At 61.7% G+C, this 15,841-nt stretch carries 9 protein-coding genes; 6 read left to right on the top strand and 3 right to left on the bottom strand.

Annotated features, from left to right (window positions below; genetic code table 11):
- Position 1: 1 nt before the first annotated feature.
- On the bottom strand, positions 2-991 hold the full coding sequence (locus tag BTIS_RS04050) for a phosphotriesterase family protein (RefSeq protein WP_094662874.1): 990 nt from the start codon (positions 989-991) through the stop codon (positions 2-4).
- Between the two features lie 257 nt (positions 992-1,248).
- Here BTIS_RS04050 and BTIS_RS12205 point away from each other — a divergent pair, with 257 nt between their 5' ends.
- The 3 genes from BTIS_RS12205 (at position 1,249) to purC (ending at position 3,088) form a co-directional block, all read left to right on the top strand.
- The gene (locus tag BTIS_RS12205; RefSeq protein ID WP_275542041.1) at positions 1,249-1,803 is read left to right on the top strand and encodes a sugar-binding domain-containing protein; all 555 of its coding nucleotides are present in this window, start codon (positions 1,249-1,251) and stop codon (positions 1,801-1,803) included.
- A complete protein-coding gene (locus BTIS_RS12200; protein ID WP_275542040.1) occupies positions 1,752-2,228 on the top strand; it encodes a sugar-binding domain-containing protein in 477 nt (158 codons plus the stop codon). The genes BTIS_RS12205 and BTIS_RS12200 overlap by 52 nt, the downstream gene beginning before the upstream one ends.
- Before the next feature lie 107 nt (positions 2,229-2,335).
- Positions 2,336-3,088, top strand: a complete 753-nt coding sequence (gene purC, locus BTIS_RS04040; RefSeq protein ID WP_094662872.1) for a phosphoribosylaminoimidazolesuccinocarboxamide synthase — start codon at positions 2,336-2,338, stop codon at positions 3,086-3,088.
- A gap of 19 nt (positions 3,089-3,107) precedes the next feature.
- On the opposite strand, the gene BTIS_RS12030 is transcribed toward purC, so the two are convergent.
- Positions 3,108-4,232 (bottom strand): exonuclease domain-containing protein, encoded by a 1,125-nt coding sequence (locus BTIS_RS12030; protein ID WP_245819265.1) that lies wholly within the window; start codon positions 4,230-4,232, stop codon positions 3,108-3,110.
- 60 nt (positions 4,233-4,292) lie between these two features.
- Between BTIS_RS12030 and BTIS_RS11840 the strand changes: the two genes are divergently transcribed.
- Positions 4,293-4,505: a hypothetical protein gene (locus tag BTIS_RS11840; protein ID WP_158216833.1), complete on the top strand. Its 213-nt coding sequence runs from the start codon at positions 4,293-4,295 to the stop codon at positions 4,503-4,505.
- Between the two features lie 333 nt (positions 4,506-4,838).
- On the opposite strand, the gene BTIS_RS04025 is transcribed toward BTIS_RS11840, so the two are convergent.
- Positions 4,839-5,873 carry a YwqG family protein gene (locus BTIS_RS04025; protein ID WP_245819295.1) on the bottom strand — a complete coding sequence of 345 codons (1,035 nt, stop codon included), beginning with the start codon at positions 5,871-5,873 and terminating at the stop codon, positions 4,839-4,841.
- A gap of 2,046 nt (positions 5,874-7,919) precedes the next feature.
- Here BTIS_RS04025 and rpoB point away from each other — a divergent pair.
- Positions 7,920-11,546 carry a DNA-directed RNA polymerase subunit beta gene (gene rpoB, locus BTIS_RS04020; RefSeq protein ID WP_094662869.1) on the top strand — a complete coding sequence of 1,209 codons (3,627 nt, stop codon included), beginning with the start codon at positions 7,920-7,922 and terminating at the stop codon, positions 11,544-11,546.
- A gap of 106 nt (positions 11,547-11,652) precedes the next feature.
- On the top strand, positions 11,653-15,798 hold the full coding sequence (locus BTIS_RS04015) for a DNA-directed RNA polymerase subunit beta' (RefSeq protein ID WP_094662867.1): 4,146 nt from the start codon (positions 11,653-11,655) through the stop codon (positions 15,796-15,798).
- Positions 15,799-15,841: the final 43 nt, after the last annotated feature.

Here is a 15,841-nt window from a genome sequence, read left to right as displayed (position 1 = left end):
ATCAGCCTTCCTTCTTGAAGGTGAAGAACTCCTGGGCGTTCTTCATGAGCAGCTTCTCGATGTACTCGCGGTCGAAGCCCTCGTCGACCATGCGCGGGCCGTCGACGGCCGGGTTGTAGTCCACGCCGGAGGTGGCGCCGTAGGCCTTCTGGTAGCCGCGCTTGCCGGAATCGGTGCCGAGCAGGATGCGGTCGGCGAAGCCGTCCTCGTAGAACGCCTTGAGCTCCATCATGCGGTTGGAGTCGGGCTGGTACTTGATGCGGTTGGTGCCGTCGATCTCCAGGTACACGCCGAGCTTGAGGATCTGCTCGAGGTAGTACACGTCGGCGTTGCGCTGGATGTGGCCGATGGCGATCTGGTTGGCCGGCACGCCCAGCTCAAGGAAGCCCTCGGCCTGCTCGAGGCCGCAGGTGCCGTACGTGGTGTGCGTGTTGATCGGGCAGCCGGTTTCGATGGCGGCGATGGCGGCGGCCTCCATGCACTTGCGCTCGAACTTGGTGATCTTGCCGTAGGCGGTACCGACCTTGATCACGCCGGCCTTGTACGGGGTGCGCTCGACGATCGGTCCGGAGTAGTCGTTCTTGTCGATGCCTTCGCGGATGTCGGCGATGACCAGCTCGGCCACCTTGTCCACGCTGTAGCGGTTGATCCAGTGGGACTGGGTCTCCAGGTAGACGTGCTCGCGGTGGAAGCCGGTGGCGGCGATCACCTGCAGGCCGTCCACGGCCTTGGTGACTTCGGCCAGCTTGTTGAGGTCACGGCCGCAGTTGATCGGGCACATGTCGACGACGGTGCCGCCGTTGGGGCTCCACTTCTTGGAGGCCTCGGCGAAGTAGACGCCTTCCTCGATGGCCTTCTCGACCGAGTCGAGCTGGTGGTCGCCGTCGATGTAGACCTCGCCCGCGCCGACGCGGATCAGGTGGTCGTGGCAGTCCACCACGCCAAGGGTGCTGGGGTCGACGTCGCCGAAGATCGTACGTGCGAATGCCATGTTGTACTCCTTTGTCTGGGTCCGTCATCCGTGACGGGCTGGTTGTTCGTCAGGCCTCGGGGTCGTTCCCGTGGTCGTTGTCGTTGACGATTCACAATCTATGCGGCGTCCGCGCGGCGCAATATCACGTCGATGAACATATGTGCATACGCACGATCGTTCGTGATATCGAAGAGTCCTAAATCGCTGATTTTTCAGTACTGACAAACGGTTGGCGACTATTGCGTGTCTTGAATAAACGGAGATAACATAAACATATGTTCAACGATGAATCGATTCTGGCTACATCCACATCCCGTCGACACGTCGATCTGATGCTGCGGGTGGCGCGTTCCTACTATCTCGAAGACAAGACCCAGGCCGAGATCGCCAAGGAGATCGGATACTCCCGACCCACGGTGTCCCGCTTGCTCAAGGAATCACGGGACATGGGCATCGTGCACATCAGCATCGGCCATGTACTGGAGCGTATGCGCACGCTGGAGGAGGGGCTGAAGAAGAAGTACGGGCTCAAGCACGCCCGCGTGGCCGAAGTGAAACACGGAGAGGATCCGAAGGTCATCGTGCCGCGGTACTCGGCGGCCCTGTTCACGGAGATCTGCGCGCCCGACTCGCTGATCACCGTTTCGAATGGCGGTGCGGTGGCCGCCACCGTGCGGGAGATCCCCGTGCTCGACTGGCCGAAATCGAACGTCGCCCAGATGATCGGCACATTGAGCCCCGACAATCCGATGACCGATTCCCCCCCGACATCTGCCGTATGCTGGCGCAACGGCTCGGCGGCACGTTCACGCTCCTGCCGGTGCCGATGATCCTATCGAACGCCGAACTCGCCACCGCCATGCGCAAGGAACCGCAGATCGCCACGGCACTGGCACTGGGCGGCGGTGCCGACGTGGCCATCGTGGGCGTGGGTGCCGTCACCCGCGAGCGCTCCGGACACATCTTCGACGCATACATCGATCAGCGCAAGGCGGGAGAACTCTTGCGCCACGGCGTCGTCGGACACATCTGCGGACACCATATCGACAAGGACGGCAACCACATGCACACCGAACTATGCGACCGAACGATATCGATCGACATCGAACGGCTGAAGCGCATCCCCCTGGTCATCGGCGTGGCATGGGGAGATCCGAAGATCCCCGCGATCCGCGCCTGTATGAAGGGCGGACTCATCTCCGCACTGGTCACCGACGACTACACCGCGGAGAAGCTGTTAACAGATGTTCACTGACCCACGGGCGTGGCAGGTCGTCCGATGATACGCTGATGCCCGTTCATCCGATCTCCGTCGATCGGGTGAACGCCATTACCGCTCAACCTCAACCGTAAAGGCGAATCATGAAGAAACTGGAAATGCTCTACCAAGGCAAGGCCAAGAAAATGTACGCGACCGACGAGCCGGACGTGCTCTGGGTCGAATACATGAATCAGGCCACCGCGTTCAACGGGGAAAAGAAGGAACAGATCGCCGGCAAAGGCAGCCTGAACAATCGCATCACCGCAGTGCTGTTCGACCTGCTGCGAGCGCGCGGCGTGGACAGTCACTTCATCCGCAGGATCTCCGACACCGAACAGCTGGTCCAGAAGATGGACATGTTCCCGCTCGAGATCATCATGCGCAACACCGCCGCCGGATCCTTCGCCAAACGCTACGGCGTCGAGGAAGGCACTCCGCTGAAGAAGCCGATCCTCGAATTCTGCGTGAAATCCGACGACCTGGGCGATCCGTTCATCAACAACGACGGACTCGTGGCGCTCGGCATCGTCACCGAAGACGAACTCGCCGAAATCTCCCGCATCGCCTACGCGGTGAACGACGCGCTGACGGACGTTTTCTCCAAGATCGACGTGCGACTGGTCGATTTCAAGATCGAGGAGGGACGAACCGCCGACGGCGTCATCCTGCTGGCCGACGAAATCACCCCCGACACCTGCCGACTGTGGGATCTCAAGGACGGCAGCGGGCAGATCGAACACCTCGACAAGGACCTGTTCCGCCGCGGTCTCGGCAGCATCATCCCCGCCTACGAGGAGATCTACGGACGTCTGACCGCTCTGGCGGACGAGGAACAGATCGACCGCGCGGAGTAGGCGGTTGCGAGACGCTTAGTCAGGCGTCGACGCCGTTTTCGATGGCGGTTTTCAGCCAGCGCTCGCTGACGATGGGGATGCCGTAGTCGCGGGCCTTGCGCGCCTTGGTGGATTCCGAATCCACGTCGGCGGCCACCACCAGACGCACCTTTTTGGTGACCGACGGCCAGACGACGATCCCCACCGCGGACAGGTCGTCGATCCAGTCGGATCGGCGTTGCGACATCGAGCCGGTCAGCACGATGCGGTCGCCTTCGCGCAGTCGCGGCGGGGGAGTGGGCGTGGTCTGGGTATGGGCTGTTCCCGCGGGACCGACGCTGGAACGGTTTCCGACATTCTCGACTCTCCCGGCGATCTGGCGTTCCGTAATGGGAATGGGTTCGTCGGTGAACGGGTTGTCGGTGAACGGGTTGTCGGTGAACGTGCTTCCCGTGTCGGTATGCGTCGGGCGGGGCGTCCAGCGGACCATGTCCTCGCCGATCCGCGGCCAGATCGCGCGTTCGGCGGCGTCGAGGTGGGCGTTCCAGCCCGGCCAATCCGGAATCATGCGCATGTATTCACGCAGCAGCAGGGCCGTGGCATGGGCGTCGCTCAGCGCACTGTGCGCATCCGGATTGCCGATGCCGAACCGATTGCAGCACGCGGCGAGTGAACGCACGCCGAGCAGCTTGCCTCCAAGACGCATGGTGCACAACGTGGTGGAGGAGTGCGTGGCGGAATTGCGTGCGACGGAATTGCGTGGCGATGCTGACAGTGCTGACGAGGCTGATAGTGCTGACGAGGCTGATGATGTTCCGCGAACGGGAATGTCGTACCCCAGTCGGGCATATTCGCTACGCAGCACGCGCGAATCGAATGCCACATTATGCGCCACGAAGACACGACCTGCCAGATAGTCGCGCAATTGCCGGGCGATGCCGTCGAACTCCGGCGCATGGCGCAGATCCGCCGCGCGAATATGATGCACATGCTGCGGACCCAGATCGCGACTGACGTGGATCAGCGTCTCGTCCTCATGTTCGATGGTGCCGTCGGGGGCGAGCAGTGTCATACCGATCTCAATGGCCCGGTCACCGCGCTCCGGCACCAGCCCCGTGGTTTCGAAATCGACCACTGCGAATCCTCGCGCTCCCGACTGTGGCATGGCTCTCCTTGTGATCGATGTTCCTGACGCCGGCGTCCGTCAGTGGAGCGCGGCGTGCTGATGTCTGCTGATGCATACTGGATGCATACTGATGGTATGACGAACAGGACGACTACGCCCAATATGGGCAAGAACAAGGGCGGCTGGAACGCAGGCTGGGGGAATGACGGCAAGATTCGCGGGCGCAACGGCGGATTCCCATCAGGGGGGCGTCGCGGCGGAGCGCCGTTCAAAGCCACCGGTCACAAAGGCGGCATCAGCCGTCAGGGCTGAATGAAGGACGAATGGGCGACGATGGGCGTGTCGGACGGTTGGTCGTTCTGATCGTGCTGGCTGTTGCGGTCGCTCGACTGTTCTGACGGTGCTGATGGTTTTGACAGTTTGATGATTCTGGCCGCTCGACGGCTTCGGCAGGCGAGGTCGGTGGGATCGCGACTTGGCGCTCGCCGACGAGAAGATCTCACGGTATCGAACCGATCGAATACCTCGGCAATCTGATTCGTCATCTCGTCGCGGCGGCATATACGACCTGAATATGCGCACGCGCCGCACAAGTTGCGCCACGCCGAAACCTGAACTAGTGAATCAGTATGAATCAGTTTTGAATCAGTAGCAGTCCCACTGATAGAAGGCCTGGCTGAAGTCGGTGTCGTGCAACGCGGCGGAGGGGATGAAAATGTGTCCGATGCCGTTGTCGCCGAACATCATCTTGAATTCGATGCTGTTGATTTGCGCCACCATGACCAGATCCGCAGCATCGTCCTCATCCATGTACGTACGTGGATCGTCTTGGGTGAATAACGGGTAGCCTCCCAGACGGTGACCATCCCCGCTGATTCTCTGGAAGAGCAGATTCTCCATGTCGGCGTATTCGTCATCGAACAGTTCGCGATCCCCGTCGTCGAGCTGATCCAGACACGATTCCAACAGATCCTCATAGCGATAATCGGTCACGCCCATGGGGCTTGTGGTGAGTTCGCCGTGCAACTTGAACTGCATGTTCTCGTCGTCGAATGGCACCTGCGTCGGTTTCACGCAGCCGTGGCGAAGCTGCCAGTGCGGCGTGATCACCTGTGCGGCGTGTGGGGCATCGGTCGACAGCAGATTGGCGGGAATGTAACGGATCTTCCACGACTCCCACGCCTTGTCGTTCTCGCTGTCGTCGTTGCCGTCAGTGCTGTCGTTGCCGTCGTCGGTGGTTTGCGTGAAATCCTGATCGGGATCATCGTCGGTGGCGTCCACGAAGCATTGCAAGAGGCCATTCTGCGGAAAGCCCTCCAGACGGGGGAGCCGTTCGAAGTTCCATTGCGCGAGCAGTACCATCGGCACGCCGTTACCGGGGTTGACCGGGAGCTCGTAGTCGTCGGGAAGCAGGAACGGTCCACCGTACTTGGTGTCCAACAGGTCCGGCACGGCCAGCGCGTCCATGCCGCAGTCGCGGAGTCTCTGACCCTCGATTGCAGTGCCGTCCGCAGCCTCCACGTGGAGTTCGATCGCCGGTTTGCTGGTTTGTGTGCGGATCATGTCGACGATCCGATCGGCGAGCCGTTCCGTTTCCGACGGCAGCGGCGATTGGGTTGACGATTGTGCCGGTGATTGCGATGACGGTGATTGCGATGACGGTGTGATGTCGGGCATCATGATGTTCACGCTTTCCTACGACTCCTGCGATTCCTACGACTACGACGAATGATCGCAACGGCATCATCACCGTTCCAATCATCGTTTCCATCACCAGCGTAGATCGTCAATGTGAACGTATGCGGAACGTGGAATGTATGGGGAATATATATGGGGATGCGGGAGTGCCTTGGCAAATGTGTAACTGGTCTTGGTCGCATGCGTGTGTCGGATACGCACTGGATCGGGTTTCCTACTGCGGGTTCGTCTCGGATGTCCGTCGGATACGCAGTGAAGCACGCCCCTCGGTGCGGGTTTGTCGCATACGGATGCCGGATACGCACCGAGGTGTCCCTCAGTGCGGGTTCGTCACAAGCGTGCGTCGAACAAGCACCGAGGAGTGCGGCTCGGTGCGGGTTTGGCACAAACGTGCGTCGAACAAGCACTGGAGCGTGTCCCCGGTGCTTGTTCGACGTCTCTGTGCGTCATATGTGTAGCGGGGCGTGCGCCCGGTGCTTGTTCGGCGCATGCGTGCGTCGGATACGCACCGAGGCGGGGAGCCGTCTTGTTGCCTGTCGTCACCGCTTTGATCGGCGCGGCTCTCAGCGGGAGACCCTTCCCGCCGGCATCACGACCGGTGGCAGCCAAAACCAGTCACACACCTGTCGAGGCAATCCCCACTTACCGAGACGCTCCTGTCGATCACCAGCGATCAGGGGTTACGCACATAAAGAGACAGTCTCGCGGAATGCGGTTTGGACGTAAGGAAGGGGATCTGGACTCAGGGAGATGATCGATTGTAGAGAGCGCCTGGTTGCGCTTCTGGGGAGGGGGATTATGGGGGGCTTCGGGATGGCGGGTTCCAGCGATTGTGGTGGCAGAGAATGGTGTATGAATGGTTGTTGGCATTCTCTGCCAAAGGGTGTGGCAGGGAATGACGATATGAGGTTTTCCGTCATTCCCTGCCGCGGAATTCCGTCATATTCGCGCGTAAATCCGATGGATATGGCATGAAATCCGTGGTTTTCTCGGTCTTGGGCGTGATAACAGGGTGATGGCCGTGGCAGAGAATGCCACTGGAACCGGTTTCGTGTTTTCTCTGCCAGACGATCGTGGCAGGGAATGCGTAAAACGCTCTGCTGGTCATTGTGTGGCGGCAAATCGTGGCAGGGAACGTCGATTTGGATGATTTTGACATTCTCTGCCATGACCCGTGGCAGAGAATACTCCGTGCGGGGATTTCGCCGTTCTGTGCCATAGCTTGTGGCAGGGAAAATGTCGATCCATTATTTGTCCGTTCTGTGCCACTTGGTTGTCCGCCACTTGGTTGTCCGCCACTTGATTGTCTGTCACGTGGTTGTCCGCTGTGCCGTCTGGCTGTTCGTTCCGCATCATCCGACTGTCTGCGATTGTCCGCTCTGTGACATGGCTGATATGAAGTGTCATCAGGGTGTTGTCCCGGCCAATCGTTACTGGACGTCGGAGTTGGTTGAGGATGGTTGGGTCCAAATACGACGTGACTGGATGGACGGGAAATAGATGGGAAGCAAAGGACCAGATACCAACAGGCGAGATGAAAAGCAGAGGCATGTGCTTCCGATCTGGTTATTGCCGGGTAGGGCAGAGGCGAAAATAGGGGTGCTGGTGACATGGTTATACCCAGATCCGGTCGCTATGACGAAGATGGATGATGCCTCTTGTGTGTGCTTGGCAGGGAAAATACCGGACGGTAACCACGCCTGTCAGCCGGTTGGAGCGTCACGCGTTGAACCGAAAAGAAGTAGTGACGAAATCCGAAGCCCTGACTTGAAGGAATACAAGAGAGGCTGGATGGAAGAGAAAACGGAATGAGCAACGGAAGACGTGTGGGATGAAAAAGTCCAAGAAGTATACATACCGAGTTGCGCGACACGCGAGAGCGTGCTAATATTTTGACGATTAGCGACGTGTGTCATATAGCGGGCATACATCAACTGGGGAAACGCCCGCGACGATTGTATACCACGATTGCGCGGAGTCCGTTTCCTGGCCGTTGGAATAACAGCGAACGAGAAGGACTATCCCATCTTGGCTGCCGAAAGCACACAAACCAATACCACCAAAGTCTACGCTCGTGCGGATGAGCATGACATCAAGCTGCACAAGGCCTCGCCGCGCGTGAACTTCGGTTCCATCAAGGAACCCATCGACGTCCCGTACCTGCTGGGCGTTCAGACCGACAGCTTCGACTGGCTGATCGGCAATGAGCGTTGGAAGAAGCGCGTCGAGGAGGATCTGGCGAATGGCACCAACACCGTGCCGCACACCTCCGGTCTTGAGGAGGTCTTCGAGGAGATCTCCCCGATCGAGAACTTCGCCCAGACCATGAGCCTCACGTTCTCCAACCCCTACTTCGAAGAGCCGCGTCACACCGTGCAGGAGTGCAAGGAGAAGGACTACACCTACTCCGCGCCGCTGTACGTGAACGCTGAGTTCTGCAACAACGACACCGGCGAGATCAAGAGCCAGACGGTGTTCATGGGCGACTTCCCGCTCCAGACCCCGCACGGCACCTTCATCATCGGCGGCACCGAGCGAGTGATCGTCTCCCAGCTCGTGCGTTCCCCGGGCGTGTACTTCGACAGCTCCCGCGACCGCTCCACCGACAAGACCGTCTATGGCGCGAAGATCATCCCGAGCCGCGGTGCCTGGCTTGAGTTCGAGATCGACAAGCGTGACGTGCTCGGCGTGCGCGTGGACCGCAAGCGCAAGCAGTCCGCCATCATCTTCCTCGAGGCCATCGGCATGACCGAGCGCGAGATCCACGACGCCTTCCAGGGCTACCCGCTGGTGCTCGACGCCCTTGCCCACGAGATGGACGCCGTGACCCCGAAGGATTCCTCCGGCCGCCCGCTGATCGACCAGCGTCCGAGCGACGAGGAGATCCGCAACCGCGCCCTGACCGAGCTGTACCGCCGCATCCGTCCGGGCGACACCGCCACCCCGGAGGCCGGTCGCAACCTGCTCGACTCCTTCTACTTCAACACCCGCCGTTACGATCTGGCCCGCGTTGGTCGCTACAAGATCAACCGCAAGCTCGGTCTGGAAGGCGACATCAACGATCGCAGCCTCAAGCCCGAGGACATCGTGGCCACCCTGAAGTATCTGGTCACGCTGCACGCCGGCGACAAGACCTTCCCGGGCAAGCGCAACGGCGAGGACATCGAACTGCGCGTCGAGACCGACGATATCGATCACTTCGGCAACCGTCGTATCCGTCAGGTGGGCGAGCTGATCCAGAACCAGCTGCGTACCGGCCTGAGCCGTATGGAGCGCGTGGTGCGCGAGCGCATGACCACGCAGGACGCCGAGGCCATCACCCCGCAGTCCCTGCTGAACATCCGCCCCGTGGCCGCCACGATCAAGGAGTTCTTCGGAACCTCCCAGCTGAGCCAGTTCATGGATCAGAACAACCCGCTGGCCGGCATCACCAACAAGCGCCGTCTGTCCGCTCTGGGCCCCGGCGGTCTGTCCCGTGACCGTGCCTCCATGGATGTGCGAGACGTGCACCCGTCCCACTTCGGACGTATGTGCCCGATCGAGTCCCCTGAAGGTCCGAACATCGGTCTGATCGGCTCCCTCGCCACCTTCGGCCGCGTGAACCCGTTCGGCTTCATCGAGACGCCGTACCGCAAGGTGATCGACGGTCAGGTGACCAACGAGATCGAATACATGACGGCCGATCAGGAAGCCGACCACGTGATCGCCCAGGCCAACCAGGAGTTGGACGACGAGGGTCGCTTCGTGCACGACGACGCCCTGGCCCGAGCCAACGAGGAAGAGGCGGTCGATGTCCCGGTCTCCGACGTGGACTACATGGACGTCTCCCCGCGCCAGATGGTGTCCGTCGGCTCCTCGCTGATTCCGTTCCTGGAGCACGATGAGGGCCACCGAGCACTGATGGGTGCGAACATGCAGCGTCAGGCCGTGCCGCTGATCCGTTCCGAGCGCCCGCTGGTGGGCACCGGCGGCGAATGGCGTGCCGCGGTGGATTCCGGCGACGTGGTGAAGGCCGAGAAGGACGGCGTGGTGACTTACGTGTCCGCCGACATCATCCGCACGATGAACGACGACGGCACCACCTCCAGCTACAAGCTGGCCAAGTTCCAGCGTTCCAACCAGACCACCTGCTACAACCAGGTGCCGATCATCCACGAGGGTGAGCGTGTGGAGGTCGGCTCCGTGCTGGCCGACGGTCCGGCCACCGATCAGGGCGAGATGGCTCTGGGCAAGAACCTGCTGGTCGCCTTCATGCCGTGGAACGGCTACAACTACGAGGACGCCATCATCATCTCGCAGCGTCTGGTGCAGGATGACACGCTGAGCTCCATCCACATCGAGGAGTACGAGATCGACGCCCGCGAGACCAAGCTGGGCGCCGAGGAGATCACCCGCGACCTGCCGAACGTGAGCGAGGACGCCGTGTCCAACCTCGACGAGCGTGGCATCATCCGCATCGGTGCCGAGGTCGAGGCCGGCGACATCCTGGTGGGCAAGGTCACCCCGAAGGGCGAGACCGAGCTGACCCCGGAGGAGCGTCTGCTTCGCGCCATCTTCGGCGAGAAGTCCCGCGAGGTGCGCGACACCTCGCTGCGCGTGCCCCACGGCGAGACCGGTACCGTGATCGCCGTCAAGGAGATCACCCGCGAGGACGCCGAGGAGGACGGCGACGAGCTGCCCACTGGCGTGAACTCCATGATCCGCGTGTACATCGCCCAGCACCGCAAGATCACCGTGGGCGATAAGCTCTCGGGTCGTCACGGCAACAAGGGCTGCATCTCGCGAATCCTGCCCGAGGAGGACATGCCGTTCCTCGCCGACGGTACCCCGGTCGACATCATGCTCAACCCGCTGGGTGTGCCTTCCCGAATGAACCTCGGTCAGGTGCTCGAGCTGCACCTGGGCTGGATCGCGCACTCCGGCTGGGACATCAACATCGACCCGGATCTCGAGGCCGCGTGGAAGAAGCACATCCCCGCCGGCGCCGAGAAGGCCGAACCGAACACCCCGGTCGCCACCCCGGTGTTCGACGGTGTGCGTCAGGATGCCCTCAACGGCCTGCTGAAGACCACCCTGCCGAACTGCGACGGCGACAAGCTCGTCGGCGACGACGGCAAGGCATGGCTGTACGACGGCCGCACCGGCGAGCCGTTCGGCAAGCCGATCTCCGTGGGCTACATGTACATCCTGAAGCTGCACCACCTGGTCGACGACAAGATCCACGCCCGTTCCACCGGTCCGTACTCGATGATCACGCAGCAGCCGCTGGGCGGTAAGGCCCAGTTCGGTGGCCAGCGATTCGGCGAGATGGAGGTGTGGGCCCTCGAGGCCTACGGTGCCGCCTACACGCTGCACGAGATGATGACCATCAAGTCCGATGATGTCGACGGTCGTGTGCGCGTCTACGGCGCGATCGTGAAGGGCGACAACCTACCGCCCGCAGGCATTCCGGAGTCCTTCAAGGTGCTGCTCAAGGAAATGCAGTCCCTGTCCCTGAACGTCGAGGTGCTCAACGCCGAAGGCGTGGCCATCGACATGAAGGAAGAGGACGACGATCCGGTCTCCGCATCCGACGACCTGGGCTTCAACATCGGTGCCCGTCCGGAAGCCGGTGCGAGCGCTCCGACCGAGTCCGAGGAACCGACCTACCGCTGATGCAGACGGGCGCGCGTCGCACACCGCAAGTGTGCGGCACCGACGCGCGCCCCTGCCCGAAAACAATACGTGAAGCAGTAAAGAACCAAAACAGACAGGACATAGAGTGCTGGACGTTAATGCATTTGACAAACTGAGGATCGGTCTGGCCACCACCGAGGACATCCTGAAGTGGAGCCACGGCGAGGTGAAGAAGCCCGAGACGATCAACTACCGTACCCTCAAGCCTGAGAAGGACGGTCTGTTCGGCGAGCAGATCTTCGGCCCGACCCGCGACTGGGAGTGTGCCTGCGGCAAGTACAAGCGCGTGCGCTTCAAGGGCATCATCTGCGAGCGCTGCGGCGTGGAAGTGACCAAGTCCCGCGTGCGTCGTGAACGCATGGGCCACATCAAGCTGGCCGCCCCCGTGACCCACATCTGGTTCTTCAAGGGTGTGCCGAGCCGTCTGGGCTACCTGCTGGACATCCCGCCGAAGTACCTCGAGAAGGTCATCTACTTCGCCGCCTACATGGTCACCTCCGTGAATGAGGAGCAGCGTCACAAGGACATGCCCGACCTGCAGGACGAGTTCGATGTGCGCATCCAGAATCTGGAGAAGGCTCGTGACAACGAGCTGCACAAGCGTGCCGTGAAGCTTGAGGAGGATCTCAGCGAGCTCGAGGCCTCCGGCGAGGTTTCCTCCGCCGCCAAGACCAAGCTCAAGAGCGGTGCCGAGCGTGATCTCAAGGCCATTCGCAAGCGTTACAACGACGAGATCGCCCGTCATACCGCCGTGTGGGATCGTTTCCAGTCCCTCAAGCCCGGCGACATGGAAGGCGATGTGGACCTGTGGCGTGAGATGGTCGACGATTACGGCGACTACTTCGAAGGCTGCATGGGTGCCGAGGCCATAAAGCAGCGCCTGCACGATTTCGATCTGCAGGGCGAGGCCGAGAACCTGCGCAATGTGATCGCCACGACCAAGCAGGGTCAGCGTAAGGCACGCGCCCTCAAGCGCCTGAAGGTGATCAACGCCTTCATCTCCACCGGCAACAGCCCGGAGGCCATGGTACTTGACGTGATTCCGGTGATCCCGCCGGATCTGCGCCCGATGGTGCAGCTGGACGGTGGCCGTTTCGCCACCTCCGATCTCAACGATCTGTACCGTCGTGTGATCAACCGTAACAACCGTCTGCAGCGCCTGATCGACCTCGGTGCCCCCGAGATCATGCTGAACAACGAGAAGCGCATGCTGCAGGAGGCCGTGGACTCCCTGTTCGACAACGGTCGTCGTGGCCGCCCGGTGACGGGTGCCTCGAACCGTCCGCTGAAGTCCCTGTCCGACATGCTCAAGGGTAAGCAGGGTCGTTTCCGTCAGAACCTGCTCGGTAAGCGCGTCGACTACTCCGGCCGTTCCGTGATCGTGGTCGGTCCGGAGCTGCGCATGCACCAGTGCGGTCTGCCGAAGCCGATGGCCCTGGAGCTGTTCAAGCCGTTCGTGATCAAGCGTCTGGTGGATCTCAACTACGCGCAGAACATGAAGAGCGCCAAGCGTCTGGTCGACCGTGGCGATTCCGAGGTGTGGGGCGTGCTCGAGGAGGTCATCTCCGAGCACCCGGTGCTGCTCAACCGTGCACCTACGCTGCACCGTCTGGGCATTCAGGCATTCGAGCCGATCCTGGTGGAAGGCAAGGCCATCCACCTGCCGCCGCTTGCCTGCGCCGCCTTCAACGCCGACTTCGATGGTGACCAGATGGCAGTGCACCTGCCGCTGAGCGCCGAAGCCCAGGCCGAGGCCCGTTCGCTGATGATGGCTTCCGACAACATTCTGAAGCCCGCTGACGGCCACACCGTGACCATGCCGTCCCAGGATATGATCCTGGGTCTGTACTGGCTGTCCACCGTGCTGGAAGGCGCCAAGGGCCAGGGCCGCGTCTTCTCCTCGCTCGAGGAGTGCCGCATGGCCCTCGATCTGCACGAGATCGACATGCAGGCCGAGGTGCTGGTGCGTGTGCCCGCCGACTTTGTGCTGCCCGCCAACTGGGAGCCGAAGGAGCTCAAGGTCGTCGACCCGCAGCCCGGCAGCCCCGAGGTTGTCAAGGAGGAGCGCTTCGTTGACGGTTCCACCCTGTTCGCCACGAGCTACGGTCGTGTGCTGTTCAACAGCACGCTGCCTGTGGACTATCCGTATGTGAACTACCAGGTGGGCAAGAAGCAGCTGAGCAAGATCGTCGACGACATCGCCTCCCGCTACTCCACCCAGCAGGTGGCCGCGTCTCTGGACGCCCTGAAGGACATGGGCTTCACCCGCGCTCCGTGGTCCGGCGTGACCTTCGCGTTCTCCGACGTCATCGAGCCGCCGGAACTGCACGAGTACATCGACAAGGCCGAGGAGCAGGCGAGCAAGATCAACGGCAAGTACGACATGGGTCTGCTTACCGAGGAGGAGCGTCGTCAGCAGCTTATCAACCTGTGGAACGACTGCACCAGCGACGTGTCGAAGGCCGTCGAGAAGGGCTTCCTCCCGACGAACAACCTGTCGATCATCGTGCAGTCCGGTGCACGAGGAAACATGATGCAGATCAACCAGATCGCTGGTATCCGTGGCATCGTGGCAAACCCGAAGGGCGAGCCGATTCCTCGACCCGTAAAGTCCAACTACCGCGACGGCCTGTCCGTGCTGGAGTACTTCATCTCCCAGCACGGTGCACGTAAGGGCCTGGCCGATACCGCACTGAAGACCGCAGAGTCGGGTTACCTGACCCGTCGTCTGGTCGACGTCTCCCAGGACGTGATCGTGCGCGAGGAGGATTGCGGCACCAAGCAGGGTCTGAAGATGCGCGTGGCCGACCGTGACGAGGACGGCAACCTGACGCTCGTCAAGGCCGCCGATGGTGGTCCGTACTCCCGTCTGCTCGCTGCCGACGTGATCGACCCGGCCGACGGCACCACGGTGCTCTACCACCGTGACGACGCCCTGTCGATGGACGTGCTCAAGGATCTCGTGGCCCACGGCGTGGAAGAGGTCAAGGCCCGTTCCGTGCTGACCTGCGAGTCCCGTCGAGGCGTGTGCGCCAAGTGCTACGGCTGGTCGCTGGCCACCAACAAGCTGGTGGACACCGGCGAGGCCGTCGGTATCGTGGCCGCCCAGTCCATTGGTGAGCCTGGTACCCAGCTGACGCTGCGTTCCTTCCACTCCGGTGGTGTGGCCGCCGCGGCCGATATCACCCAGGGTCTTCCCCGTGTCACGGAGCTTTTCGAAGCCCGTACGCCTAAGGGTGAGGCCATGATCGCCGAGTACGACGGCACCGTGAAGGTCGAGGACAACGAGACCGGTCGCGTGGTGACGCTGTTCCCGGACGATCCCGAGGCCTGCAACGCCGATGGCGAGAAGGTGGACCACTTCGACTACAAGGTGTCGACCCGCGTGCCGCTGCGCGTCAAGAACGGCGAGCACATCAAGCGCGGCACCAAGCTGTACGAAGGTTCCGTGGATCCGAAGAAGATCCTGCGCATCATGGGCGCCCGCGCCGCGCAGGTGAACATCGTGGAGGAAGTGCACACCGTGTACCGCTCCCAGGGTGTGGACATCCACGACAAGCACATCGAGGTCATCGTGCACCAGATGCTGCGTCGCTACACCGTGCTCGACTCCGGCGACACCGAGCTGCTGCCGGGCGAACTGGTCGACAAGGCCCGCTTCAAGGAGGTCAACAAGGCCGCCCTGAAGGCTGGCAAGCGTCCGGCCACCGGTCGTCCCGAGCTCATGGGTATCACCAAGGCCTCGCTGGCCACCGACTCCTGGCTCTCCGCGGCCTCCTTCCAGGAGACCACGCGCGTGCTCACCGAAGCCGCCCTGAACCAGAAGGTCGACGATCTCAAGGGCCTCAAGGAGAACGTGATCATCGGTAAGCTGATCCCGGCCGGTACCGGTCTGGCGCGTTACCGCAACGCCCGCGTGGAGCCCGACAAGGCCATCCGCGATACCATCTACCCGAGCTTCGGTCTGAGCGATGACAACGCCGACGGTCTGGTGGATCTGTCCGACGCCGATCTGAGCGATGTGGACTTCTCCAACATCGACTTCGGTGATCTGAGCCTTGGCGACGACTTCAACCCCGACGATTTCCTCAACGATCTCGGCGGCGACGCTGACGGCAACGGCTCGCACCTCGGCGATCTGTCCGGCGCGTTCGGTGACGACAACACCGACAACGACAGCAACGCCAACGGTGACGCCGACGGCGATCAGCCGGCCGGCGACGCCCAGTGAGCTGATTCGGCAGTGCACTGAGTCGATACGACAGCCGATATCG

The organism is Bifidobacterium tissieri, assembly GCF_002259645.1.
Lineage (GTDB): Bacteria > Actinomycetota > Actinomycetes > Actinomycetales > Bifidobacteriaceae > Galliscardovia > Galliscardovia tissieri.
Note: the sequence above shows the minus strand (reverse complement) of the source record. Positions and strands in the feature narration are given on the sequence as shown.

What these genes read in the sequence shown, in the direction of transcription:
- BTIS_RS04050 (WP_094662874.1), bottom strand. Translation starts at nt 991, where the DNA reads ATGGCATTCGCACGTACGATCTTCGGCGACGTCGACCCCAGCACCCTT.
- BTIS_RS12205 (WP_275542041.1), top strand. Translation starts at nt 1,249, where the DNA reads ATGTTCAACGATGAATCGATTCTGGCTACATCCACATCCCGTCGACAC.
- BTIS_RS12200 (WP_275542040.1), top strand. Translation starts at nt 1,752, where the DNA reads ATGCTGGCGCAACGGCTCGGCGGCACGTTCACGCTCCTGCCGGTGCCG.
- purC (WP_094662872.1), top strand. Translation starts at nt 2,336, where the DNA reads ATGAAGAAACTGGAAATGCTCTACCAAGGCAAGGCCAAGAAAATGTAC.
- BTIS_RS12030 (WP_245819265.1), bottom strand. Translation starts at nt 4,232, where the DNA reads ATGCCACAGTCGGGAGCGCGAGGATTCGCAGTGGTCGATTTCGAAACC.
- BTIS_RS11840 (WP_158216833.1), top strand. Translation starts at nt 4,293, where the DNA reads ATGTCTGCTGATGCATACTGGATGCATACTGATGGTATGACGAACAGG.
- BTIS_RS04025 (WP_245819295.1), bottom strand. Translation starts at nt 5,873, where the DNA reads ATGATGCCCGACATCACACCGTCATCGCAATCACCGTCATCGCAATCA.